The sequence below is a fragment of the Pseudomonas putida genome, from assembly GCF_003228315.1.
Classification (GTDB): domain Bacteria; phylum Pseudomonadota; class Gammaproteobacteria; order Pseudomonadales; family Pseudomonadaceae; genus Aquipseudomonas; species Aquipseudomonas putida_S.
Genome location: NZ_CP029693.1, coordinates 5,813,632 through 5,834,775, shown reverse-complemented (window position 1 = coordinate 5,834,775; position 21,144 = coordinate 5,813,632). Strand labels below are relative to the sequence as shown.

21 protein-coding genes are annotated in these 21,144 nt (G+C 61.5%); 3 read left to right on the top strand and 18 right to left on the bottom strand.

Features of this window, described 5'->3' with window-relative positions; translation table 11 throughout:
• Positions 1-53: 53 nt before the first annotated feature.
• From DKY63_RS27370 to DKY63_RS27350, 5 genes are all read right to left on the bottom strand, one after another.
• Complete coding sequence (locus tag DKY63_RS27370; RefSeq protein WP_110966977.1) at positions 54-1,364, bottom strand: MFS transporter; 1,311 nt, start codon at positions 1,362-1,364, stop codon at positions 54-56.
• A gap of 168 nt (positions 1,365-1,532) precedes the next feature.
• The gene (gene dgoD / locus DKY63_RS27365) at positions 1,533-2,681 is read right to left on the bottom strand and encodes a galactonate dehydratase (RefSeq protein WP_007908327.1); all 1,149 of its coding nucleotides are present in this window, start codon (positions 2,679-2,681) and stop codon (positions 1,533-1,535) included.
• A gap of 47 nt (positions 2,682-2,728) precedes the next feature.
• Complete coding sequence (locus tag DKY63_RS27360; RefSeq protein ID WP_110966976.1) at positions 2,729-3,349, bottom strand: 2-dehydro-3-deoxy-6-phosphogalactonate aldolase; 621 nt, start codon at positions 3,347-3,349, stop codon at positions 2,729-2,731.
• 19 nt (positions 3,350-3,368) lie between these two features.
• A complete protein-coding gene (locus DKY63_RS27355; protein WP_110966975.1) occupies positions 3,369-4,361 on the bottom strand; it encodes a 2-dehydro-3-deoxygalactonokinase in 993 nt (330 codons plus the stop codon).
• Between the two features lie 194 nt (positions 4,362-4,555).
• Positions 4,556-5,038, bottom strand: coding sequence for a GNAT family N-acetyltransferase (locus DKY63_RS27350; protein WP_110966974.1), 483 nt, complete (start codon positions 5,036-5,038; stop codon positions 4,556-4,558).
• A gap of 276 nt (positions 5,039-5,314) precedes the next feature.
• On the opposite strand from DKY63_RS27350, the gene DKY63_RS27345 reads away from it, so the two are divergent.
• The 3 genes from DKY63_RS27345 to DKY63_RS27335 all read left to right on the top strand — a co-directional run bounded on the left by DKY63_RS27345 (position 5,315) and on the right by DKY63_RS27335 (position 7,241).
• Entirely contained in the window at positions 5,315-6,520 is a 1,206-nt protein-coding gene (locus tag DKY63_RS27345; protein WP_110966973.1) for an MFS transporter, read from the top strand.
• Positions 6,521-6,604: 84 nt separating this feature from the next.
• A complete protein-coding gene (locus DKY63_RS27340; protein WP_110966972.1) occupies positions 6,605-6,943 on the top strand; it encodes a hypothetical protein in 339 nt (112 codons plus the stop codon).
• A gap of 43 nt (positions 6,944-6,986) precedes the next feature.
• Positions 6,987-7,241, top strand: coding sequence for a hypothetical protein (locus tag DKY63_RS27335; protein WP_110966971.1), 255 nt, complete (start codon positions 6,987-6,989; stop codon positions 7,239-7,241).
• 109 nt (positions 7,242-7,350) lie between these two features.
• Here the strand turns inward: DKY63_RS27335 and DKY63_RS27330 are convergent, their stop codons facing one another.
• From DKY63_RS27330 to DKY63_RS27270, 13 genes are all read right to left on the bottom strand, one after another.
• A complete protein-coding gene (locus tag DKY63_RS27330) occupies positions 7,351-8,280 on the bottom strand; it encodes a PfkB family carbohydrate kinase (RefSeq protein ID WP_110966970.1) in 930 nt (309 codons plus the stop codon).
• Positions 8,273-9,739, bottom strand: coding sequence for a purine-cytosine permease family protein (locus DKY63_RS27325; protein WP_110966969.1), 1,467 nt, complete (start codon positions 9,737-9,739; stop codon positions 8,273-8,275). The genes DKY63_RS27330 and DKY63_RS27325 overlap by 8 nt, the downstream gene beginning before the upstream one ends.
• A gap of 162 nt (positions 9,740-9,901) precedes the next feature.
• On the bottom strand, positions 9,902-10,900 hold the full coding sequence (locus DKY63_RS27320) for an ADP-ribosylglycohydrolase family protein (protein ID WP_110966968.1): 999 nt from the start codon (positions 10,898-10,900) through the stop codon (positions 9,902-9,904).
• Positions 10,897-11,610: a GntR family transcriptional regulator gene (locus DKY63_RS27315; protein WP_110966967.1), complete on the bottom strand. Its 714-nt coding sequence runs from the start codon at positions 11,608-11,610 to the stop codon at positions 10,897-10,899. Before DKY63_RS27315 ends, DKY63_RS27320 begins: the two co-directional genes overlap by 4 nt.
• Before the next feature lie 217 nt (positions 11,611-11,827).
• Entirely contained in the window at positions 11,828-12,796 is a 969-nt protein-coding gene (gene araH, locus DKY63_RS27310) for an L-arabinose ABC transporter permease AraH (RefSeq protein ID WP_110967992.1), read from the bottom strand.
• A 12-nt stretch (positions 12,797-12,808) separates the two neighbouring features.
• Positions 12,809-14,359: an L-arabinose ABC transporter ATP-binding protein AraG gene (araG, locus tag DKY63_RS27305; protein ID WP_110966966.1), complete on the bottom strand. Its 1,551-nt coding sequence runs from the start codon at positions 14,357-14,359 to the stop codon at positions 12,809-12,811.
• A gap of 65 nt (positions 14,360-14,424) precedes the next feature.
• Positions 14,425-15,429, bottom strand: coding sequence for a substrate-binding domain-containing protein (locus DKY63_RS27300; RefSeq protein ID WP_110966965.1), 1,005 nt, complete (start codon positions 15,427-15,429; stop codon positions 14,425-14,427).
• 374 nt (positions 15,430-15,803) lie between these two features.
• Positions 15,804-16,679, bottom strand: a complete 876-nt coding sequence (locus tag DKY63_RS27295) for an SMP-30/gluconolactonase/LRE family protein (protein WP_110966964.1) — start codon at positions 16,677-16,679, stop codon at positions 15,804-15,806.
• Positions 16,680-16,817: 138 nt separating this feature from the next.
• Positions 16,818-17,534, bottom strand: a complete 717-nt coding sequence (locus DKY63_RS27290; protein ID WP_110966963.1) for a FadR/GntR family transcriptional regulator — start codon at positions 17,532-17,534, stop codon at positions 16,818-16,820.
• A gap of 190 nt (positions 17,535-17,724) precedes the next feature.
• Complete coding sequence (locus DKY63_RS27285) at positions 17,725-18,285, bottom strand: DUF1285 domain-containing protein (protein WP_110966962.1); 561 nt, start codon at positions 18,283-18,285, stop codon at positions 17,725-17,727.
• Positions 18,286-18,300: 15 nt separating this feature from the next.
• Entirely contained in the window at positions 18,301-18,909 is a 609-nt protein-coding gene (locus DKY63_RS27280; RefSeq protein WP_110966961.1) for a DUF4823 domain-containing protein, read from the bottom strand.
• Positions 18,910-19,068: 159 nt separating this feature from the next.
• Positions 19,069-20,037, bottom strand: coding sequence for a GTP 3',8-cyclase MoaA (locus tag DKY63_RS27275; protein ID WP_110966960.1), 969 nt, complete (start codon positions 20,035-20,037; stop codon positions 19,069-19,071).
• A 138-nt stretch (positions 20,038-20,175) separates the two neighbouring features.
• Positions 20,176-20,814: a TetR/AcrR family transcriptional regulator gene (locus DKY63_RS27270; protein ID WP_034149949.1), complete on the bottom strand. Its 639-nt coding sequence runs from the start codon at positions 20,812-20,814 to the stop codon at positions 20,176-20,178.
• Positions 20,815-21,144: the final 330 nt, after the last annotated feature.

Here is a 21,144-nt window from a genome sequence, read left to right as displayed (position 1 = left end):
CTTTACCGTTGAGCGAGTGAACGGGCGGCATTATGGTCGCCCGCGTGCCACGACTACAACTTGATCCGCTCGACCTTGCCCACCAGCAAGATGTAGGAAAGCGCACCGATCAATGCCAGAACCGAGATATAGGTGATCGCCGGCGCGAAGGAATCCCCGGTGGCCAGGAAGCCGATGACAATCGGCGTGGCGATGGCCGACAGGTTGCCGATGAAGTTGAACACCCCACCGGTCAGCCCCAGCAGACGCGCCGGCGCCAGGGTCGACACCAGCGACCAGGTGATCGACGCCAGGCCGTTGCCGAAAAAGGCTAGCGCGAGGAAGGCAATCACCAGCGGTGTCGACTCCACGAAGTTGGCGCCGATGATCGACGTGGAAATCAGCAGGCCGCTGATGATCGGCAACTTGCGGGCGAACCCGACGGTGCAGCCGCGACGGATCAGGAAGTCGGAGAAGAACCCCGAGCACAGCACGCCGACGAAGGCGGCGAGAAACGGCAGCGATGCCAGCAGCCCGGACTTGATGAAGTCCATGCCGCGATATTTCACCAGGTAGGTCGGGAACCAGGTCAGGAAAAACCACAGCGTCGAGTTGAGGCAGAACTGACCGAGGTAGATGCCCCAGAGTTTGCGCTTGGTCAGGACAATACCGAGGTCGGTCCAGCTGAATTTGGCTTTGACTTTCGCCTGCTCGGACTGGATGTCCACCAGACCGCCGCCCTCGCGGATCAGCTCGATTTCGGCATCGTTGGCGCCCTTGAAATCCCGGGGTTCGCGATACACCGAGTACCAGATCACCGCCCACAGAATGCCCACGGCCCCGGTGGTGACGAACACCATGTGCCAGCCGAATTCATGTTGCAGCCAGGCCAGCACCGGCGTCAGGAACGCCAGGCCGACAAACTGCCCGGAGGTGTAGAAACCGATGGCCGTGGCGCGTTCACGCTCGGGGAACCAGGTGGTGACCACGCGACTGTTGATCGGGTAGGCCGGCGCTTCCAGGGCACCGACCGCCATGCGCAGCACGAACAGCGCGATGAAACTGGCGGCGAAGCCGAGCATCACCGTGGCAATCGACCACAGCAGCAGCGCCACGGTGTACAGGATGCGCGGCGGCACCCGGTCCACCAGCCAGCCACCGGGAATCTGCATGGCGGCGTAGGTCCAGCCGAAGGCGGAGAAGATCAGGCCGACGTGAATCGGGTCGATGCCCAGGTCGCTGGTCAGCGCGGGAGCGGCAATCGACAGGTTGCTGCGGTCCAGGTAGTTGATCACCACGGTGATGAACAGCAGGACCATGATGAAAAAACGCTTGCGACTGGGCGTCACCAACGACGCCTGCCCGGTGAGGGTTTGCGGTTGCATGGGGGTGCCTCTTGTTATGTTTATTGAGGTCGGATTGAAACGTTGCGCAGCCCCCTTGTAGGAGCGAGCCTGCTCGCGATAGCGGTGTGTCATTCAACATGTCGTTGACTGATAGACCATCGCGAGCAGGCTCGCTCCTACAGGTGGCGGTGGTGGGTCAGGGAGCACTCACCACTCGGCAAAACTGCCATCGGCATGGCGCCAGATCGGGTTGCGCCAGCGGTGGCCGACGGCGGCGCGTTCGATCACGTATTCCTCGTTGATCTCGATGCCCAGGCCTGGGCCGTTCGGGATTTTCACGAAGCCCTTGTCGTAATCGAACACCCGTGGATCTTTGACGTAGTCGAGCAGGTCGTTGCTCTCGTTGTAGTGAATGCCCAGGCTCTGCTCCTGGATGAACGCGTTGTAGCAGGCCGCGTCCAGTTGCAGGCACGCCGCCAGGGCAATCGGGCCCAGCGGGCAATGCAGGGCCAGCGCCACGTCGTAGGCTTCGGCCATGTTGGCGATCTTGCGGGTTTCGGTGATGCCGCCGGCGTGGGAGGCATCGGGCTGGATGATGTCGACGTAGCCTTCGCTGAGCACGCGCTTGAAATCCCAGCGCGAGAACAGGCGCTCACCGAGCGCGATCGGCGTGCTGGTCAGCGGCGCCAGCTCCTTGAGCGCTTCGTAGTTTTCGCTGAGCACCGGCTCTTCGATGAACATCAGTTTGTACGGGTCGAGTTCCTTCATCAGCACCTTGGCCATGGGCTTGTGCACCCGGCCATGGAAGTCCACGCCAATGCCGACGTTCGGCCCCACCGCGTCACGCACGGCGGCGACGTTGGCCAGGGCCAGGTCGACTTTTTCGAAGGTGTCGAGGAACTGCAGTTCTTCGGTGCCATTCATTTTCACTGCAGTGAAACCACGGCTGACCGCTTCTTTCGCCGCCCGCGCGGTGTCGGCCGGACGGTCGCCGCCGATCCACGAATACACGCGAATCTTGTCCCGCACCTGGCCGCCCAGCAGATCGCTGACCGACACACCCAGCGCCTTGCCCTTGATGTCCCACAGGGCCTGGTCGATACCCGCCAGGGCGCTCATGTGGATTGCACCGCCGCGATAGAAGCCGCCACGGTAGAGCACGGTCCAGATGTCTTCGATGTTGCGTGGGTCTTTGCCGATCAGGTAGTCGGACAATTCCTCGACGGCGGCGGCAACGGTGTGGGCGCGGCCTTCGACCACGGGTTCACCCCAGCCGGTAACGCCTTCGTCGGTTTCGACCTTGAGGAAGCACCAGCGCGGCGGAACGATGAACGTGGTCAGTTTGGTGATTTTCATTTGTCGGTCTCTCTTATTGGATGCAGCGCTCGCAGCGCCAAAAAGTCTTAGCGAAGGGCCTTCCAGGCAGCGACGTAGGCCTTGGCATTGGCCGCCACTTGCTCAGGGGTCATGCCCGGCTTGAACAGGCCGGAACCGAGGCCGAAGCCCTTGACGCCCGCGTCGATGAACACCTGCATGTTGTCCGGGGTGATGCCGCCGACCGGGGCCAGGATCGTTCCCGTCGGCAGTACCGCCAGCCAGGCCTTGGCAACGGCCGGGCCCATCTGTTCGGCCGGGAACATCTTCAGGATGTCCGCGCCTTCGGCCAGTGCCGCGAACGCCTCGGTGGGCGTGGCGACACCTGGCGACAGCGACAAGCCCGCCGCTTTCGCCGCACGCAATACCTTGGGATCGCAGTGCGGCATGACGATCACCTGACCGCCCGCCGCCTTCACCTGCTCGACCTGCTCCGGCGTCAGCACCGTGCCCGCGCCGATCAGGCAATCGGCGGGCAAGGTATCGCGCAGGATGCGGATGCTGTCGTAGGGCTCAGGGGAATTGAGCGGCACTTCGATGACGCGAAATCCGGCGGCGTACAGGACTTCGCCGATGGAGGCGGCCTCTTGCGGGCGCAGGCCGCGCAGGATGGCGATCAGACCGTTTTGCGCCAGTGCTTGCTTGAGCATGTCAGGGCTCCAGTCAGGGTTAACGGGAAGAGGTGGCGGCGATCAGCCCGGCGGCGACCGCCAGCTGCCACAGGCCACGCTCGGTGGCCTGCTCGGCCAGGGTCACCCGGGCAAAACCGCAGGCATCCAGTGCACGGCTATAGCGGCTGCACAGTTGGGCGTTGCCGATGAGAATGATCGATGGCAGGTGCACGCTGTTGCGTCGGCGGCGCTGCACGTTGGCCAGCGCCGACAGTTCGTGGCCAATCAGCAGGCCGGACAGGTAATCGGTTTGCGCGGCGCCACTGAGTTCGCCGGTCAATCCCAGGCTGCGGGCGCTGAACAGGGTCGAGAGCACGCCGATCTCGCCCTCCTGCGATAGCGCCACCTGCACGCCACGATCGAAGGCCTCGCCGTCGAACGAGCCGCCGCGCTGCTGGGTGCGCCCCAGAATGCTGTGTTCACTGAGCACGGCGAAGACTTCGCCGGTCATGAAGGTATCGAAGTGAGCGATGCAACCATCGACCACTTCCACCCACTTCGAATGGCTGCCCGGCAGGCCGATCAACAGATCGGCGCCGGCCTCGTGCGACAAGGTTTGCAGCACACCGAGGACCTGGGTTTCTTCGCCGCGCATGACGTTGGGCAGACGCGAGCGCTGGATCACTCCGGGCACGATGTGCACATCGACCCCGCGCAGGCTGCGCACGGTTTGCAATGAGGTGCCGAGAGTGGCGACGTTCGCCGGGGTATCGCGGTAGGCCGCTTCGCGCCAGCCCTGGGCGCTGCCTACCATGCCGCAGGCGATCACCGGCAGATCCGGCTGGGCATCAAGCCAATCTCCGCAGGCCTCATCGAACGCCAATTCAAAACCATCGGCGCATTCCAGGCCCTTGATGATTCGCGGCGCCTTGGGCAACTGCATGATCCCCGAAGACAGCGAACGCTGTTCGAGCACCTGGCCGCCTTCGGCGAGTTTGTAAGCACGTAATGAGGTTGTCCCCCAATCGAGCGCGATCAATTGCGCCTGCATCGCTTCACCTGTTCTGGTTTTTGGCAGTGAGTGAGGCGGACTATAAACCCGGACGGATAAAAATCTCAATATATAAATATACATCCCATATTTTGGGATAAAGGCAAAAAAGATCGCAGCCTGCGGCAGGTCCTACATGTGGAATGCGTTCCTCTGTAGGAGCTGCCGCAGGGCTGCGATCTTTTAAAGGTTAATCAATGACCTTCAGCGAACTCGCGCAGCACCTTGCCATCCATGCGATAGCGCACCCACTCCTCCTGCGGCTGCGCGCCCAGGGATTTGTAGAAGTCGATGGCCGGGGTGTTCCACTCCAGCACGCTCCACTCGAAGCGCCCGCAGTCGTTGGCACAGGCGATTTTCGCCAGATGCCGCAGCAGGGTCTTGCCCGCTCCGCCGCCGCGTTGTTCAGGGGTGATGTAGAGGTCTTCGAGGTACAGGCAGTTGCTGCCCAGCCAGGTGGAGTAGCTGAAGAAGAACACGGCGAAACCGATGGCCACGCCGTCGCGCAGGCAGATCAGGCCGTGGGCGGTGGCGCCTTCGCTGAACAGGCTGCGCTCGATGTCGGCAACGCTGGCGATGACTTCATGGCGGGCACGTTCGTAGTCGGCCAGTTCAGTGATGAACGCGAGAATTTGCGGAGCATCGCTGGGAGTCGCCGGGCGGATTTCGATCGTCATGGACGTGCCTTGTCTGAAAATGGAAAACGCCATACTAAGTCGGCGCACGACCTGTGGCGAGTGTAGGAGCGAGCATGCTCGCGATGGTCGTTAACGATGACGCTGGGCGTCTGGATGCATGCGTTGTCTGGACCACCATCGCGAGCAGGCTCGCTCCTACAGGGGGTGTTTACTCCGGTGGTGACTGATCCTGAAATCATGAACCTCGGACCTAACATTGACGCGATACATGGTAGATAGATGCCCTGCGCATTTTTCAGGTCAAGGAACCGCTTCATGTCTACCGCAACCCCCCCCGTTTCCGGCAAGTTATTCGGCCTGTTTTGCCTGGCCAGTTACCTGCTGTCGCTGTCCTACGGATCGACCTTTCTGCTGTCGTTGCTGATCGGCTCGCGCGGCGGTAACGAGCACGATGCCGGCACTGTGATTTCGGCGGCGATGCTCAGTACCTTCGCCGCCGTGATCGCTTCTGGTCACCTGTCCGACCTGCTCGGCGCGGCCCGTTCCGTGGCGCTGTTCGGCCTCTTGCTGGTGGCCGCCAGCCTGGGCTTCGCGATGACACCCGGTTTCGGCAATCTGCTGCTGTTTTTCGGCCTGCTTTTGGGACTCGGCTGGGGCGTGTTCTACACCCTCGGGCCGATCATCGTGGCCAGCGTGGTTACACCGGCGCAACGGGCCAAATACTTTGCCTTGCTCTCGGGCAGCATGATGACCGGGATCGGCAGCGGGCCGCTGCTGGGTCGCGCCGCCAGCGCTTTGGGTTATCCGGTGACGGCCGCGTTTTATCTCGCGGCACTGGCCAGCCTGATTGGCGTGTTGCTGTTCTGGCGACTGGATCGCCACCTCAAGAATGCCGCGGTGCAATCGACGGCCGTGTCGCGAATTTCCTGGCAGGCGGCGGCTCAGGTGCTGTCGTCGCGAGCGGTATTGCCGATCATCATGGTCGGCCTCGGTGGTTGCGTGTTCGGCGGCCTGTCGAGTTTCCAGACCAGCTACGCCGCCGCCCGCTCGCTGGACTACTCGCTGTTCTTCCTCGGATTCATGAGCGCCGCGATCAGCAGCCGCATGCTGATCGCCGGGTTCGTGGTCAAGCGCGATCCGCTACGCGCGTCGTGCCTGCTGTCTGGGTTGATGATGGGCTCGATCCTGATGTTCGGCTTTGTGGTCGACGACGGCTTGAGCTACGTGCTCGCGGCGGTGATGCTCGGGGTCGGTTACGGGCTGACGTACTCGGTGATCAACGGCCTGGCCGCCAACGAAGCGCCCAATGGCACCACCGCGCAATCGTTGTTGCTGTTCAGCTTGTCGTACTTCATCGGCGTGTTCGGCTTCCCACTGCTGGCCGGGAAAATCATCGTCGAGCACGGCATGGCAACCCTGCTGTTGACGGTACTGACGGTCGCAGCCCTCAACTGGCTGATCACCGTGGGTCGCCTGATCTGGCGTCGCCTGGCCACGGACCGGGCACTGCAGCAGGCCTGAACCGTTCGTCGTTCATCAGGCACCAATTCGAAGCGAGGGCGGACCAACGTCAGGTAAGGACTCTAAATCAATGGAGATTCCACCATGATCACGTCCCGACTGACCGCACTCGCCTTCGCCGTCCTGCTATCCCCGCTTGCCCTCGCGGCGACCACCGCCTCCGGCACCGGCCCGACCAACCCGGTCGAAGGCCCCAGAGCTCCCGCCATCCAGAGTGCCCCCGGCATTAATACCGACGGCACCGGGATCGACAACAGCCTGCCGCCGTCCACCGGCACCGATCCACGGACCCAGGGCAACGATGCGGGCCGCCAGGGCGGGCTCAACCTGCCGGACACCCGCACACCCGACAACTCAGGCTCCGGCATGGGCTCGAAAACCACCACCGGTGGCTCGGGCTCTGAAGGGGGCGTGAGTCAGTAACAACCTTCACCGCCAATCCTTCCATCGCCATGTAGAGGTAAGCATGAACGTCGATAAAAACCTGGAGAAAGAAGTCCTGACCCGCCTGCTGCACGCCCACCCCAACGGTCTGGGCAAGGAGGTCCTGGACAATTACCGGGGGGAGAAAGTCGTGGCCAGCACCCTCGCCACACTGCAGGAACGCGGATTGATCCAGCACGGCCATGTGCGGTGCAACGAAGACGGCGAGCACTCGCTTAACTTGCCGATCAAGCTTAGCGCTGCTGGTGTCGAGGCGGCGCGCAAGCTGGATGTTTGATTGATGTGTTGAGTTTTAAGACGCCATCGCGAGCAGGCTCGCTCCCACAGGGGATTTGTGTCGTTCACAGATTCCCTGTAGGAGCGAGCCTGCTCGCGATGGCGATAGATCAGGCGCCGAAAGTCTGCCTGATCAACGCATCGACTTCAGCAGTCCCGGGAGCTGTCGCCGGCCCCCACCGGGTCACCGCCAATGCCGCCGCCGCATTGGCCCGCCGCGCCGCATCGAACGCCGACAACCCCTGCGCCAGCCCCGCCACGAACACCCCGGCATGGGCATCGCCCGCGCCGTTGCTGTCCACCGCATCAACCTTGAACCCCGGCACATGCCGGCGCTCGCCACTCTGATTGATCCAGCACCCTTGCGGTCCATCCCGCACCACCATCAGGACACTGGCTGGCAGATGCCCGGCCAGTCGATCCAGCGCCTGGGCGATATCCGACGCGCCGGTAAACCGCAGCGCCTCGACGCTGTTGCTGGTCCACAGATCGATGCGCGCCAGCAAGGCCTGCATCAGCGGCGCGTCAGGCGAATTCACCAGCGGGCCCGGATCGAACACCACCTTGACCTCGGCCGGCAAAGCGCACACCCAATCCACCAGTGCTTGCCCCTTCCCTGCCAGCAGCAAGCTGTAGCCGCTGACATACACATAATCGCCGGCCTCGACGGTCACACCGGCCAGGTCCTCGACCGTCAGATCGCCTTCGGCGCCGATGTAGGAAACGAAACTGCGTTCGGCGGAAGCGTCAGTGATCGCCACGCACAATCCGGTATCCCGCTCGGCGCGATTTGCAATGCCGATGCGAATGCCTTCGACCGCCATCGCCTCACGGGCCAGGTCACCGAAACGCCCGGTACCGTGGCGCCCCAGGTAAACCACCGGCAACCCATTGCGCGCAGCGGCAGCCATCACATTGAAGCCGCCGCCGGCCTCGAAGCTGGCCGATTGCGCCAGCACATCGCCGCCGGCTTGTGGCAACTGATCGACCGCCATGACCAGGTCGATGATGACCTGGCCGGTGTGCAACATCTTAGGCATGAGCGTTCTCGTTCACGGCGGCACGACGATCCCTGGCCCCGCCCAATACAAAATAAACCCCGCCGGCCACCACGAAGGTCACGATCCAGCCGAGGCCGTTATGGCCGAGCCACGAGTCGGAGAGGAAACCTTTGAACCAGACGTTTTCAGCGGTGGTGCCAATGGTGGTGAAGCTGAAACCCAGCACGATCGCCAGCGCCCAGGCACCGAACGCACGCCATTCGATACCACCGCGATACCAATAGGCGCTGCTCGGGCTGACGTCCAGCAGGTCCTTGGGGCTGTAGTAGTGACGGTGAATCAGGTCGACCACGAAGATCCCGACCCACGCGGTGATCGGCACCGCGAGCAGGGAAATGAAGGTGATGAACGGGCCGTAGAAACTGTCGGCGATCAGCATGAAGTAAATGGAACCGGCGAAGATCGCGACGATGTCCACCACCACCGCATAGACGCGCTTGACCTTCAGACCCAGGGTCAGCGTGGTCAGGCCGGCGGAATACACCGACAGGTTGTTCGACAACAGCAGGCCGCCGAATGCGGTGATCAGGTACGGCACGGCCATCCAGGTGGGCAGCATGTCACGGATGGCGATGATCGGATCTGTGGCCTGGGCCAGATCGTTGTTGCCCACCGACAGCAGACCGCCGAGGGTGATCAACAGCACCAGCGGGATGCCCGCGCCGAACGCCGCCGAGGCCACCAGGCGCACGGCTTTGACGCTGCGGTGCTGATAACGCGACATGTCCGCACCGGCGTTGGCCCAACCGATCCCGGTGCCGGCAGCCATGGTGCCGATGCCGATGATCATCGCGCTCATCGGTGCCGGCGTGGCGTTGAACACCGCGCTCCAGTCGATGGTGGCGCAGAGGAAACCGCCCACCAGGATATTCAGCGCACCGAACACGTAGGTCGCCCACTTCTGGATCACCAGCAAAGTGGCGTGGCCCAGGCCGGACACCGACAGGGTCAGCAGGACGAAAATGGCGATGAAGGTCAGGGTCAGCAGCGGTGCGCTTTTCGCTTCCACTGGCGAGCCGAACAGAATCGAACACAGCGACAGCAGCACGAACGCGGCCGTGGTGGTGTTGACGGTTTCCCAGCCCAAGCGCGACATCAGCGACACCAGGGTCGGGCCGATATTGCCGCGCACCCCGAAGATCGCCCGCGACAGGGTCAGGCTGGGTGCACGACCACGGCGACCGGCGATGGAAATGATCCCGACCACCGCGAAAGAACCGGCGGCGCCGAGAATGGCGACGATGATCGCCTGCCAGATCGCCAGCCCGCGAAAGGCCACGAGGGTCGCACCCAGCGGCAGACCCAGAATGGAAATGTTGGCGGCGAACCAGACCCAGAACAGTTGCAACGGATGACCATTGCACTCGGCCTCCGGTACCGGTTCGATGCCGCGGGTTTCCAGTTGCCCGGCGTTCTGCCCGGCGTTCGATGAACTCATGAAAAATGCTCCTGTTGCCATTTTTGTGGTTGTGGGCAAATCAGATTTTGTAGGAGCGAGCCTGCTCGCGATGGACCTGAGAACGACGCGGGGTATCAGGCCCCCCGCGTTATCGTTAACGTCCATCGCGAGCAGGCTCGCTCCTACAGGGAAATGCGTACATCAGCGCAGAGCGAGAAGGCCTTTGACCAAAGGCTCAAGCTGCAGATCATTGACCGCCTTGACCTTGTCGATCATCGCCGTCGGCCAACTCTCAAGCCCCAGGCAGGCCCCCAGCATCGCCCCGAGAATCGCCGCGATGGTATCGGTGTCGCCGCCCAGGCTCGCCGCCATGCACAGCGATTCGAACGCGGTCATTTCGCGGATGGCCACTTGCTGGGCCAGGGCAAACGACACCACCACCGACTCCTGCGAGGCCACCGACGTGCCGATCACGTCGTACAGCAAATCGGCGAGCATCGCCTTGTCACTGTCGACACTGATGGTCCGCGCCCAGCTGATGCGCGAAGCGATTTTCCCACCGGCTACCCAGTGGCCATGGCTCTGCGCCTGTTGGGCGATCTGCTGGCCCAGGCTCAGCGCCTGACCCAGTTCCATGCCATTGATCCCGGCGGAAATCACCGCCGCCACCGCCGCTGCACTGGAGATGCCCAGCGTGGTGTTGTGGGTGACCTGGCAGGCTTGTATCACCGCGTCGATGAAACGCAGGGGATCGGCCACATTCGCGGCAATCCCCACCGGGGTGATGCGCATCGCCGCGCCATTGGTGGTGCCGTAGCGACCTGCCTCCTCCGGCGAATGACCGGCGAGGATCATCTCGATGGCGCGCTTGGTCGAAGGCCCGAGCAGGTCCTGCGAGCCCTTGGCCTGCATCTCGGCCTCCCACTCGATCAAGCGTTGGGCGAGCTGCGAAGGTTCGATCCGGCCTTTGCCCTCGACCAGCAACTGGCCGACCAGGATTGCCTGTTCGGTGTCGTCGGTGATCGAGCCCTTGGGCATGTTGGCGGCAATCGGCTGAAGGGGGCCGGCGTCCTGCAGGTCGACGATTTCACCGAATCGGGCCTTGATGACGTCGCGGCTCAGGGATTGGGTCGGCATGCCCAGCGCATCGCCCAGCGCAAGGCCATAAAACGCGCCCAGGGCACGATCGAGCGCAGTCATTTCGAGCTTCCAAATTGCAGGTGCATGCGAAAGTGCACAGGGTCGAGCAGGCTTTCCACCTGCTCCATGAAACGGTTCTGGCGGTCGTAGGTGGTGCGCAAGGCCTTGAGGAATACCGTACCCGCCGGACGTCCCAGCAGTTCGGCATCTTCGGCGCTCAGCGGTTCGGCGCCGATCCATTGATCGCCGCGTTCACCGATATAGCCGTAGGCGGCCAGGGTGATGGTCAGGGAGTTGTCGATCAAACCGACTCGCGGCAGGCCTTCCAGGCCTCCGGTGGCGGGCATCAATGAGCGTTCGAGGGAAACCAGCGTGCCGTCGTTGGAACGGCGGCGTCGGTCGAGGGTGATGAATTGGTCGGTGCCGAAACGCGACAGCAGGTCCGGGCGGGTCACCGCCTCCAGCCGCAGCACCTCGGTATTGACCAGCGCGCCGCTGTCGGCCAGGGCCTGGGCCCAGCCGTTGCGCTGGTCGAGTACCACACCGTCGAACGTGACGATGGACCCCACCCCGCTTTGCGTCGCGATGTAATTGCGCCGTTTCAACTCGGCCAGGGCTTCACGCAAAGTACCTCGGCTGACTTTGAATTCCTGAGCCAACTGATGCTCGCCGGGCAGTTGAAAGCCGTCCTCCATGAGACCGCTTTCAATGCGCCGGATGAGCTCGTCGACCACCCGTTGTTTCTTGTCGAATCGAACCTGTCTAATCATGTACAAATTGAACTCGAAATCCTTTGTAACGATCAAGGAATATTTAAGGGAGATGACGGAAGGAGTGTTGGAGAGGGAGCTGTGACCGCTGCGCGGTCAATCGCGAGCAGGCTCGCTCCTACAGGGGATCTAGGGCGTACAGATGATGTTGTGTACACCTCGGATCACTGTAAGAGCGAGCCTGCTCGCGATGGCGTCAATCAGATCAGCACAATTTTCAGCGTTGCTTCAGACGGTCAATCACCACCGCCAGCAACAGGATCGAACCGCGAATCACGTACTGATAAAACGTATCGATGTTCTTCAGGTTCATCGCATTCTCGATGATCGCCAGGATCAGCACCCCGGCAATCACATGGCGGATCATGCCGATGCCACCACTGAGCGACACGCCACCCAGCACGCAGGCCGAGATCACCGTCAGTTCGAAACCCTGGCCGATCATCGGTTGGCCCGAGGTCATGCGCGAGGCCAGGATCACCCCGGCCAGCGCGCCAATCACACCATGCACGGCGAAGATGATGATCTTGGTCCGGTCGACGTTGACCCCCGCCAGCAACGCCGCTTCCTGGTTGCCACCGATGGCCATGGTGTTGCGCCCGTAGGTGGTGTAGTTCAGCAGCCAGCCGAAGAACAGGAAGCAGACGATGGTGATCAGGATCGGCACCGGCACGCCGAACAGCTGGCCATTGCCATAGACGAAGAACGACTCCTGGGACACGCCCACCGCCTTGCCGTTGGCGAAGATGTAGGCCAGACCGCGAACGATCTGCATGGTCGCCAGCGTGGTGATCAACGCATTGACCCGCAATTTGGCAATCACGATGCCGTTGATCAGGCCGACGATCAGCCCCATGAACAGCGCCGCGCTGACGCCGAGGAATACGCTGTTGGTGTCGCGCATCACCACCGCCGCCACTACGCCTGCGCAGGCAATCACCGAGCCGACCGACAAGTCGAAATGCCCCGACGCCAGGCAATACAGCATGGTGCAGGCGGCGATGCCGGTGGTGGAGATCGCCAGGCCCAGGCCGCGCATGTTCAGCGGCGAGAGGAAGTTGTCGATCAGCAAGGTGCAGAGCACGAAAATCCCCACCGCCGCCGCCAGCATTGCCCAGTCATCGAGAAAGCGCCGCAGGTCCAGAGGCTTGCGCATCGTCGGCAGGGTTTCGTTTTGGGTTGTCATCATAGTCACCTCTCAGTTCGCCACGCCGTCAGCGCGCTGGCGTGGCAACGCCAGTTGCAGCAGGTTGGATTCATTGGCTTGCTCACGGCTCAGTTCGCCGCGCATCGCCCCTTCGCACATCACCAGGATGCGGTCGGAAATGCCCATCACTTCCATCAGGTCGCTGGACACCACGATCACCGCGATGCCACTGGCGGCCAGGTTATGGATGATCTGGTAGATCTCGGCCTTGGCACCGATATCGATGCCACGGGTGGGCTCGTCGAGCAGCAGGACCTTCATCGGCATCGACAGCCAGCGACCGAGAATCGCCTTCTGCTGATTGCCGCCGGAGAGGAACTTGATGGGTTGCCCGGCATGGGGTGTTTTCACCCGCAGCGCCTTGATCTGTTTGTCGGCGTTGGTCTTTTCCCAGAGCCCGCGGATCAGGCAACCGAAGCCGGAATGGGCACTGCGCGCGCTGATGTTGATGTTCTCGGCGACGCTGGCCAGCGGGATGATGCCCTCCTTCTTGCGGTCTTCCGGGCACAGCAGAATGCCGGCGGCGATGGCATCGCGAGGTGAGTGGAGCTTGAGCTCGTGACCGCGCAACTCCAGGCGGCCGGCGCTGTTGCGCTCCAACCCGCTGAGCAGGCGGAACAGCTCCGTACGACCGGCACCGACCAGGCCGAACAAGCCGAGGATCTCGCCCTTGTGCGCCTCGAAACTCATGGGTTCGCGCAAGCCCGGGCCGAGCAGGCCATCGACCTTCAGGGCCACCGCACCACGTGGGCGCGAGCGATAGTCGTAGATGTCCTGGATATCGCGGCCGACCATGCAGGTCACGAGTTGGTCGTGGGTCAGTTCGCTCATGTCCTCGAAAGTGCGCACGTAGCGCCCGTCCTTGAACACCGTCACCGCATTGCAGATGCGGAACACTTCTTCCATGCGGTGGGAAACGTACAGCACCACTTTGCCTTCGTCGCGCAAGCGTCCGATGATCGCCATCAAGCGTTCGATTTCCCGCGCCGACAGGCTGCTGGTGGGTTCGTCGAACGCGATCACATGCGCCCCTCGGGACAAGGCCTTGGCGATTTCCACCAGCTGCCGTTGCCCCAGCGACAGGCGCCCGACTTTTTCCTGCGGATCGATCTCGTCGGCCAGGCCCTTGAGACAGGCCAGCGCCTGTTGGCGCAATTGACGGCGGTTGATCAGGCCGAAACTGGCCGGCAGGTGGCCCAGGAACAGGTTTTCCGCGACGGTCATTTCCGGCACCAGATGCAGTTCCTGGTGAATCACCGCCACGCCGCTGCCGATGCTGTCGGCGGTGGATTTGAAAACGTGGGTCTGCTCGCCGATCTGCAGGTCGCCGCTGCTCGGGACGTAGGCGCCGCCGAGGATTTTCAGCAAGGTCGATTTGCCCGCGCCGTTCTCGCCCATCAAGGCATGAACCTGCCCCGGATGCGCCACGAAATTGATGTTGTCCAGTGCCTTCACGCCGGGAAAGGTCTTGCCGATCCCGTTGAATCGCAAGCTGCCTCCCGATGGGAAACCGGTCTGTTGTTGTAATTGTGTTTGCGCCATAACTACCTCGTCACACAGATCAGGCGTGCCCCGCTGCCGGGGCCGCCGATGAAATCAACCGGCCGTCAGTTCCACAGGCCGATTTTTTCCAGTTCCTGCTTGAAGTTGTCGCGGGTGATCAGTGTCACGTCGTCCATGGCGGTGTATTTCGCCGGCTCTTTGCCGGTGGTGACCCACTCGTACATCATGCTCGCGGTGTTGTAGCCCTCGATGTGCGGGCTGGGCAGCATCGAGCCGTGGAAACCGCTGTCGGCTTTTTTCAGTTCGCCAATGGCGTCGGTGCCGTTGATGCCGATACCGATCACGTTCGCGGCTGCGAATCCGGCGCTCTCGGTGGCCCGTACGCCACCGAGTACGGTGTTGTCGTTCATGCCGCCGATGATCAGGTTCTTCGCCGCGCCCGGCAGTTTCACCAGTGCGGAGTTGGTGGCGTCCATGCTGCCCGGCACATCGAGGGTTTTCAGGGCAGAGAACAGGATGTGATCCTTCGGCATGCCGGCCTCTTCCAGCGCCTTGACCGAGCCGTCGGTGCGCTTCTTGCCGGTATCGAGTTCGTTGTAGGTGTTGATCACCGCATAGGTGTCTTTCCAATCCCAACCGCGCTTTTTCGCCTCGGCCGCCATGGCGTTGCCCTGTTTCTGGCCCACCTCGAACGCGGCCATTCCCAGGTACGGCACGTCTTCCATGAACTTGCCGCTGGCGTCGACGAAACGGTCGTCGACGGCAATCACTTTCAAGCCGTTGAGCTTGGCCTTGGCCATGATCGCCGGGCCCAGGGAGACGTCCGGCGGGCAGATCACGAAACCCTTGGCGCCGTTGGCCGCCAGGCTGTCGATGGCCGAAAGGGTTTTCTCGCCGTCAGGCACGGCGATCTTGATCAGGGTGAAACCCTTTTCCTTGCCGGCCTTTTCGGCGAAGGCCCATTCGGTCTGGAACCAGGGTTCTTCAGCCTGCTTGACCAGGAAACCGATCTTCACTTCCTCGGCGGCAAACAGCGTGCTGCTGAGGCTGAGCGCGCTAACCGCCAGAGCGGCGCCGCACAGGGAACGGATGGCATGACGACGATTCATAAGCTGACTCCTTGTTATTTTTTTGAGCATTCTTTGAAAGCGTTCTGTGTAACCCTGTTGCCAATAGTCATATCGTATGATGATTGGATTTCAAGCGCGGCAATACGCCTGAAACGCCGGTCATTCAGTCGTGGTGCTTCACTGACCGATTTCGGTTGAAAAGTGTTGGAAGGAAAACAGATAGACGCGCAAACGTTTCAGCACGGGGACGGTCTGAAACACTGACTCCGGCGGGGAGTTCGAGGGGATATCGCTGCATCACTTCACCTGTCTTGTTTTTTTAAGTGTGAGTGCATCGTGGAACGATGGTGCCGACTATAAACCCGGCACCCAAACAATCTCAATATATAATTTTACATCCCATATTTTGGGATTTATCCAGCAAAGCGCGTACACAGCTTGCCGGGCACATCGACCCGGATCGACAACACCGCCCCGTCCAGTGGATGCCCAAGCGGGCTGGCGGCACTGGTGATGTACAGGGTTTTCAGGTCGGCATCGCCGAACACACAACTGGTCGGACGCCTGACCGGCAGTTCGATCACCCGATCAACCTGACCGCCGGGCGTCAACCTGAGCAGGCAATTGCCGTCCCAGCGGGCATTCCAGATATAGCCTTCGGCATCCATCGCCGAACCGTCCGGGCCACCGCGACCATGCGGGCCAAAGAAGGTTTGTGCAGGCTCCAGATTGCCGTCGGTGCGGATGAAATGCCGATACAGCGTTCCGTCGAGGCTGTCGCCGAAATACACGGTGGTGGCGTCATCGCTCCACAGCAAGGTATTGGGGATGCCGAGGCCGCGCAGCAGCGGAGTGACTCGCGCATCACGATCGATGCGGAACAGCCCGCCGGAGCGCCGCTCAATGGGCAGGTCCTCGCCCTTCTCCCCGATATTGTTCTGCATGGTGCCGAGCCAGAGCCGGCCCTGGGCATCGCAACGGGCTTCGTTGCCGCGGTTGCCCGGTTGCGGGTCGGCCACGCAGAACAGGGTCAGGCGCGGTTCCAGCCCCGGTGAGTCAAGATCCAGGCGATAGACGCCGCTGCTCAAGGTCACCAATGCATCGCCACTGGCGCAGGGGATGAAGGCCGAGACGTGCTCGGGCATCTGCCAGATTTGTACGTTGGCGCCGATCAACCGCAGCGCTTGCTTGCCGGCGATGTCCACCCAGTAGAGCGCCTGGGTCGGCGCATCCCAGAACGGGCCTTCGCCCAGCCGGGCCCGGTGTTCGGTGACTGCGGTCCACGTCATGAAACCTCCTGCGTTGTTCTTGTTTTTGTTTTTTTGTGGGAGCGAGCCTGCTCGCGATTGCGATGGGTCAGTCGACATCTGTACTGCATGTACCGGCCTCATCGCGAGCAGGCTCGCTCCTACAGGGGATCGTCGTTGTCAGCCGGTTTTTTTATCGGCCATGACCTGCGGGTAGTAGCGTTTGATCGCCAGGTCCGCGTTATCGATCAGGGTCATGCAGGCCCAGACACCCCGCGCGGCATCCCGGGCGGCGATGGCTTCGGCCATGTCCTTGTGTATCGGCAAGGTGCGGCGCAGTTCGTCCGGGTCGGCGGCGGACACTTCGAAACACACCGCCAGTAGTGCGCCGAGGGCCGGGACCATTTGTTCGATGAATTGATTGTGGCTGGCGGCGAGGATGCACTCGTGGAAAAGCTGGTCGGCGCGGTTGTAATCGATGCCGCTGTCCACCGCCCGCTCGAGGGCGTTGCAAGCCAACAGGATGGCTTCGACCTGTTCGGCGGTGGCCCGCTCGCAGGCCCAGCGCACGGCCATCGGTTCGATGGTGCGGCGCAGATCGAGCAGATCGTCGACGAAGTTTTCCGGCAACCCGCCCCGGGACAGCCAGCCCACGACTTGTGGATCGAAGAGGTTCCAGCGCTTGACCGGCAACACCCGCGTGCCGACCTTCGGCCCGACTTCGAGCATGCCTTTGGCAACCAGGGTTTTGATGGCTTCGCGAATGACCGTGCGACTGACCCCGAGCTGCTCACCCAGATCGGCTTCGACCTTGAGCGATTCGCCCGGCTTGACCTGCCCGGTGGCGATCCAGCAGCCGAGCCAGTCGACGGTCGACGCGTGAAAGCTGCTGGACATGGACACCTCGGAGGCGTGTGTGATGGAGGCACACGCTAATCATCATATGATTAGGTGTCAAATTGATTTTAAAGGAAGGAACAGAACCACTGTAGGAGCGAGCCTGCTCGCGATTTGGCCAGCACATTCAAAATTGATTTCGACTGGACGACTGCCATCGCGAGCAGGCTCACTCCTACAGGGCCTTGTGTCAGGGCTCGAGACCGATGCGGAAGAACTCGCCGCCGCTCCAGACACCCAGCCACCGCTGCCCGTCGATCTCGCGAGTAACGGCCAACTCCACCAACTGATAAAACACGTTGCGGTGAATCAGCGCTTCGAGGTTGGTGCGTACATGCACGTAAGGGGATGGTTCTTGCGTCTCTGGATCGATCATCACGCGAATCGGATGCTCGGCGCCGGCCTCGGTGGTCTCGTCGACATGAGTGGTAAAACGCAGGATTTGCGACTCGCCCTCGCCTTCTACCTCCACGGCAATCGCCACGAAAGGCGCGTCGTCGACCTTGATGCCGACCTTCTCCACCGGAGTGATGAGGAAGTAATCATCGCCGTCGCGGCGAATGATGGTGGAGAACAGCTTGACCATCGGCTTGCGCCCGATCGGCGTGCCCATGTAATACCAGGTGCCGTCGCGGGCGATGCGCATGTCGATGTCGCCGCAGAAATCCGGGTTCCACAGGTGGACCGGCGGCAAGCCTTTGGTCTTGGGGATTTGCCCCAACAGGTCGTTGGCTTTTTGCGGGCCACTCATGGCGATCTCCTTGGATTACTGGTCGCTGAGCCCCAGCAGGCTGCGAGCGTATTGCTCAAGCGGTGGGCCCATCAGGTCTTCTGGCTTTTCGTCGTGGAACGTCAGTAAACCGCCACGACTCTTGATACGTGCAGTATCAATCAAATACTGGGTGCTGGTCTCGATCAACATGATCTGAATCACGCCGGTGTCGATGCCCAGGCGATCAAGTGCCTCCTGATCCAGCCATTCATCCGAGTTGCCGATACGGTCATCGGCCTTGGCGAAGCGGGTGTAGAGCAAGTAATGGGCGCCGGCGGAGCGGGCTTCGTTCATCGCCTCGTCCAGGCCTTCCGGGGTGCGCGCGCGGCGGACCATCGGGAAGTATTCGATAAAACCATCGAAGGCGACTTCAGCAATGACATTGGGACGTGGATATGCGGTGCCACCCGGCGGCATGAAGGCGCCCTGGGCGATGTAGACGAACGAGTCCGGTTGAATGCGCAGGTTGTTCACGCGGCGACTGTCGCTGTGATCCAGAAAGCCGGCGTCGCTCATGTGGTAGCGAGCCCCTTCGGCCATATCGCTGACATTCATGCAGCCGCCAAGCGCCAAAACGGCCAGCAGCAAAACCAGGCTACGCATCCTATCCTCCAGAGGCCGGTGTCGGAAAACCGGCGAATGGCCGTTGGATGCAGATTTTGCGCCAGCTCAAGATGTCGTCGCACGGTAGATCGCAATCGCGAGCAGGCTCGCTCCTACAAAGGTCCCTGTAGGAGCGAGCCTGCTCGCGATGAGGCCGGATCAGCCGCCAATAATCTTCATGACGGTCGCGCCACCGGAAAACGCCACTTCCTGCTTGTCACCCAAGGCTTTCACCAGCAGCCGTTGCAGCGCCGGCAATGCCTGATGACGCGGCTTGTCCAGCAAATCACCCACATAATGACGATTGCTCGACGACAGACAGCCATGCAGCCAGCCCGTGGAAGAAAGACGCAAGCGTGAACAGGTACGGCAGAACGGCACGCTTTCGTTGGCAATCACGCCAAAATACCCCTGCCCTGGAATCTCGTAGCGCACGGCAGTCGCATCCACCGGGGCATCGGCTTGCAGATATTCGTGGCGCTCGCCAATCAGGCTCAGCAACTGCTGAAGACTGACAAACTGTTGCAGGAAGGCATTGGAGTCGCTGGCCAGGTGGCCCATGCGCATCAGCTCGATGAAACGCAGTTCATAGCCGCGCTCCAGGCAGTAATCCAGCAGCGGCATCACCTGATCGAGATTCTGCCCCCGCAACGGCACCATGTTGACCTTGATCTTCATGCCGGCGGCGCGGGCCTGTTCCATGCCATCGAGCACAGTCGCCAGATCGCCGCCACGGGCAATGCCACGGAATGCGCTGGCGTCCAGGGTATCGAGGGAAACGTTGATTCGCCGAATGCCGGCATTGACCAGCAGTGGCAGTTTTTTCGCCAGCAATTGGCCGTTGGTGGTCAGGCTGATGTCTTCGAGGCCCATCTTCCCGACGGCGGTCATGAAGGTTTCGAGCTTCGGACTCACCAGTGGCTCGCCACCGGTGATGCGCAGTCGCTCGATGCCTGCGGCTTCGATCAGATAGGCGACACCGCGTGCCATGGCCTCGGCCGACAACTCGTCCTGCGCAGCCACCAGCCGCTTGCCATTGGGCACGCAGTAGGTACAGGCATAGTTGCAGGCTGAGGTCAGGCTGACCCGCAAATTGCGAAAACGCCTGCCTTGACGGTCAACGATCATGGTCACTCCGGCGAAAGAAAATTCGGACCGCCAAAACTTGACTCACAATTCAAGTTTTAGCAAGTCCCATGCCTGAGTATATTCCTGCGGTACTGCGCCATGTAGCGAAATAATAGCGCCATCAGGCGGCTGAATGGCTCAGCTGCTCGGGGTGTCGGTATCGCGCTTGCGCTTGTTGCCCATGCGCACGCCGATGTCCATCAGGAACTGGAAGAAGCCTTCCTGATCTTCCAGCACATTGCTCCAGAACGGCGAGTGATACAGCGCCACGGCACCGTGCACCAGCGCCCAGGACGCGCAGTAATGGAAGTAAGGGGGAACGTCTTCGAGCTTGCCTTCGCTGATCCGGCCCTTGATCAACAGGGTCAGGCGTTCGAAGTTCGAAGCGCGGATCTTGTGCAGCTCTTCGATCATCTCCGGAACCTGGTTGCCCTTGACGACCTTCTCTTCCAGGCGATCGAACAGGCGATAACGTTGCGGATCGCGCATGCGGAATTCGAAATAGGCGCGGGACAGGGCTTCCTTGTCCTTGTCGACGTCGGCGGAGTGCAGCAGCTCGTTCAAGTCGCGCTCGTAGTCGAGCATCAGGCGCAGGTAGATCTCGGCCTTGGACTTGAAGTGCTTGTAGATTGTGCCTTTGCCGATACCGACGGCATCAGCAATCATCTCGACGGTGACACTGTCTTCACCTTGTTCGAGGAACAGCTTGAGCGCGGTATCGAGAATTTCTTGCTCGCGGCGACGAAACTCACGGACCTTACGAGGTTCTTTGTGCATAAGAAAAGGTCTGTAGGGGTCAAAATTCGAAGCCGCGTATTATGCCTAAATTACGCAAAAATGCACGGATCATCCGACCATAACTGTGTTTCTCGAGTATTTCCCGCAGGATCGCCCGTTGATGAGAACTCTTCTGAAGCGCCCGTATTCCAAATTTGTTTAAAAACCGCGACCGGCAAACTGGACTGGGTGAAATACTGATCAATACTTGAACTGTCGGCGGAACATCTCCCCCAAGTGTCACGCCGATATTGGTACCAACGGACCGCGTACCATTGTTTTACTCCTAATGGTCTTAACCCGGATTCACCCCCCAGAACCCGGGTTTTT

Bases quoted from the DNA above. Each gene is read 5' to 3' on its own strand.
- DKY63_RS27370 (WP_110966977.1), bottom strand. From the start codon at position 1,364: ATGCAACCGCAAACCCTCACCGGGCAGGCGTCGTTGGTGACGCCCAGT.
- dgoD (WP_007908327.1), bottom strand. From the start codon at position 2,681: ATGAAAATCACCAAACTGACCACGTTCATCGTTCCGCCGCGCTGGTGC.
- DKY63_RS27360 (WP_110966976.1), bottom strand. From the start codon at position 3,349: ATGCTCAAGCAAGCACTGGCGCAAAACGGTCTGATCGCCATCCTGCGC.
- DKY63_RS27355 (WP_110966975.1), bottom strand. From the start codon at position 4,361: ATGCAGGCGCAATTGATCGCGCTCGATTGGGGGACAACCTCATTACGT.
- DKY63_RS27350 (WP_110966974.1), bottom strand. From the start codon at position 5,038: ATGACGATCGAAATCCGCCCGGCGACTCCCAGCGATGCTCCGCAAATT.
- DKY63_RS27345 (WP_110966973.1), top strand. From the start codon at position 5,315: ATGTCTACCGCAACCCCCCCCGTTTCCGGCAAGTTATTCGGCCTGTTT.
- DKY63_RS27340 (WP_110966972.1), top strand. From the start codon at position 6,605: ATGATCACGTCCCGACTGACCGCACTCGCCTTCGCCGTCCTGCTATCC.
- DKY63_RS27335 (WP_110966971.1), top strand. From the start codon at position 6,987: ATGAACGTCGATAAAAACCTGGAGAAAGAAGTCCTGACCCGCCTGCTG.
- DKY63_RS27330 (WP_110966970.1), bottom strand. From the start codon at position 8,280: ATGCCTAAGATGTTGCACACCGGCCAGGTCATCATCGACCTGGTCATG.
- DKY63_RS27325 (WP_110966969.1), bottom strand. From the start codon at position 9,739: ATGAGTTCATCGAACGCCGGGCAGAACGCCGGGCAACTGGAAACCCGC.
- DKY63_RS27320 (WP_110966968.1), bottom strand. From the start codon at position 10,900: ATGACTGCGCTCGATCGTGCCCTGGGCGCGTTTTATGGCCTTGCGCTG.
- DKY63_RS27315 (WP_110966967.1), bottom strand. From the start codon at position 11,610: ATGATTAGACAGGTTCGATTCGACAAGAAACAACGGGTGGTCGACGAG.
- araH (WP_110967992.1), bottom strand. From the start codon at position 12,796: ATGACAACCCAAAACGAAACCCTGCCGACGATGCGCAAGCCTCTGGAC.
- araG (WP_110966966.1), bottom strand. From the start codon at position 14,359: ATGGCGCAAACACAATTACAACAACAGACCGGTTTCCCATCGGGAGGC.
- DKY63_RS27300 (WP_110966965.1), bottom strand. From the start codon at position 15,429: ATGAATCGTCGTCATGCCATCCGTTCCCTGTGCGGCGCCGCTCTGGCG.
- DKY63_RS27295 (WP_110966964.1), bottom strand. From the start codon at position 16,679: ATGACGTGGACCGCAGTCACCGAACACCGGGCCCGGCTGGGCGAAGGC.
- DKY63_RS27290 (WP_110966963.1), bottom strand. From the start codon at position 17,534: ATGTCCAGCAGCTTTCACGCGTCGACCGTCGACTGGCTCGGCTGCTGG.
- DKY63_RS27285 (WP_110966962.1), bottom strand. From the start codon at position 18,285: ATGAGTGGCCCGCAAAAAGCCAACGACCTGTTGGGGCAAATCCCCAAG.
- DKY63_RS27280 (WP_110966961.1), bottom strand. From the start codon at position 18,909: ATGCGTAGCCTGGTTTTGCTGCTGGCCGTTTTGGCGCTTGGCGGCTGC.
- DKY63_RS27275 (WP_110966960.1), bottom strand. From the start codon at position 20,037: ATGATCGTTGACCGTCAAGGCAGGCGTTTTCGCAATTTGCGGGTCAGC.
- DKY63_RS27270 (WP_034149949.1), bottom strand. From the start codon at position 20,814: ATGCACAAAGAACCTCGTAAGGTCCGTGAGTTTCGTCGCCGCGAGCAA.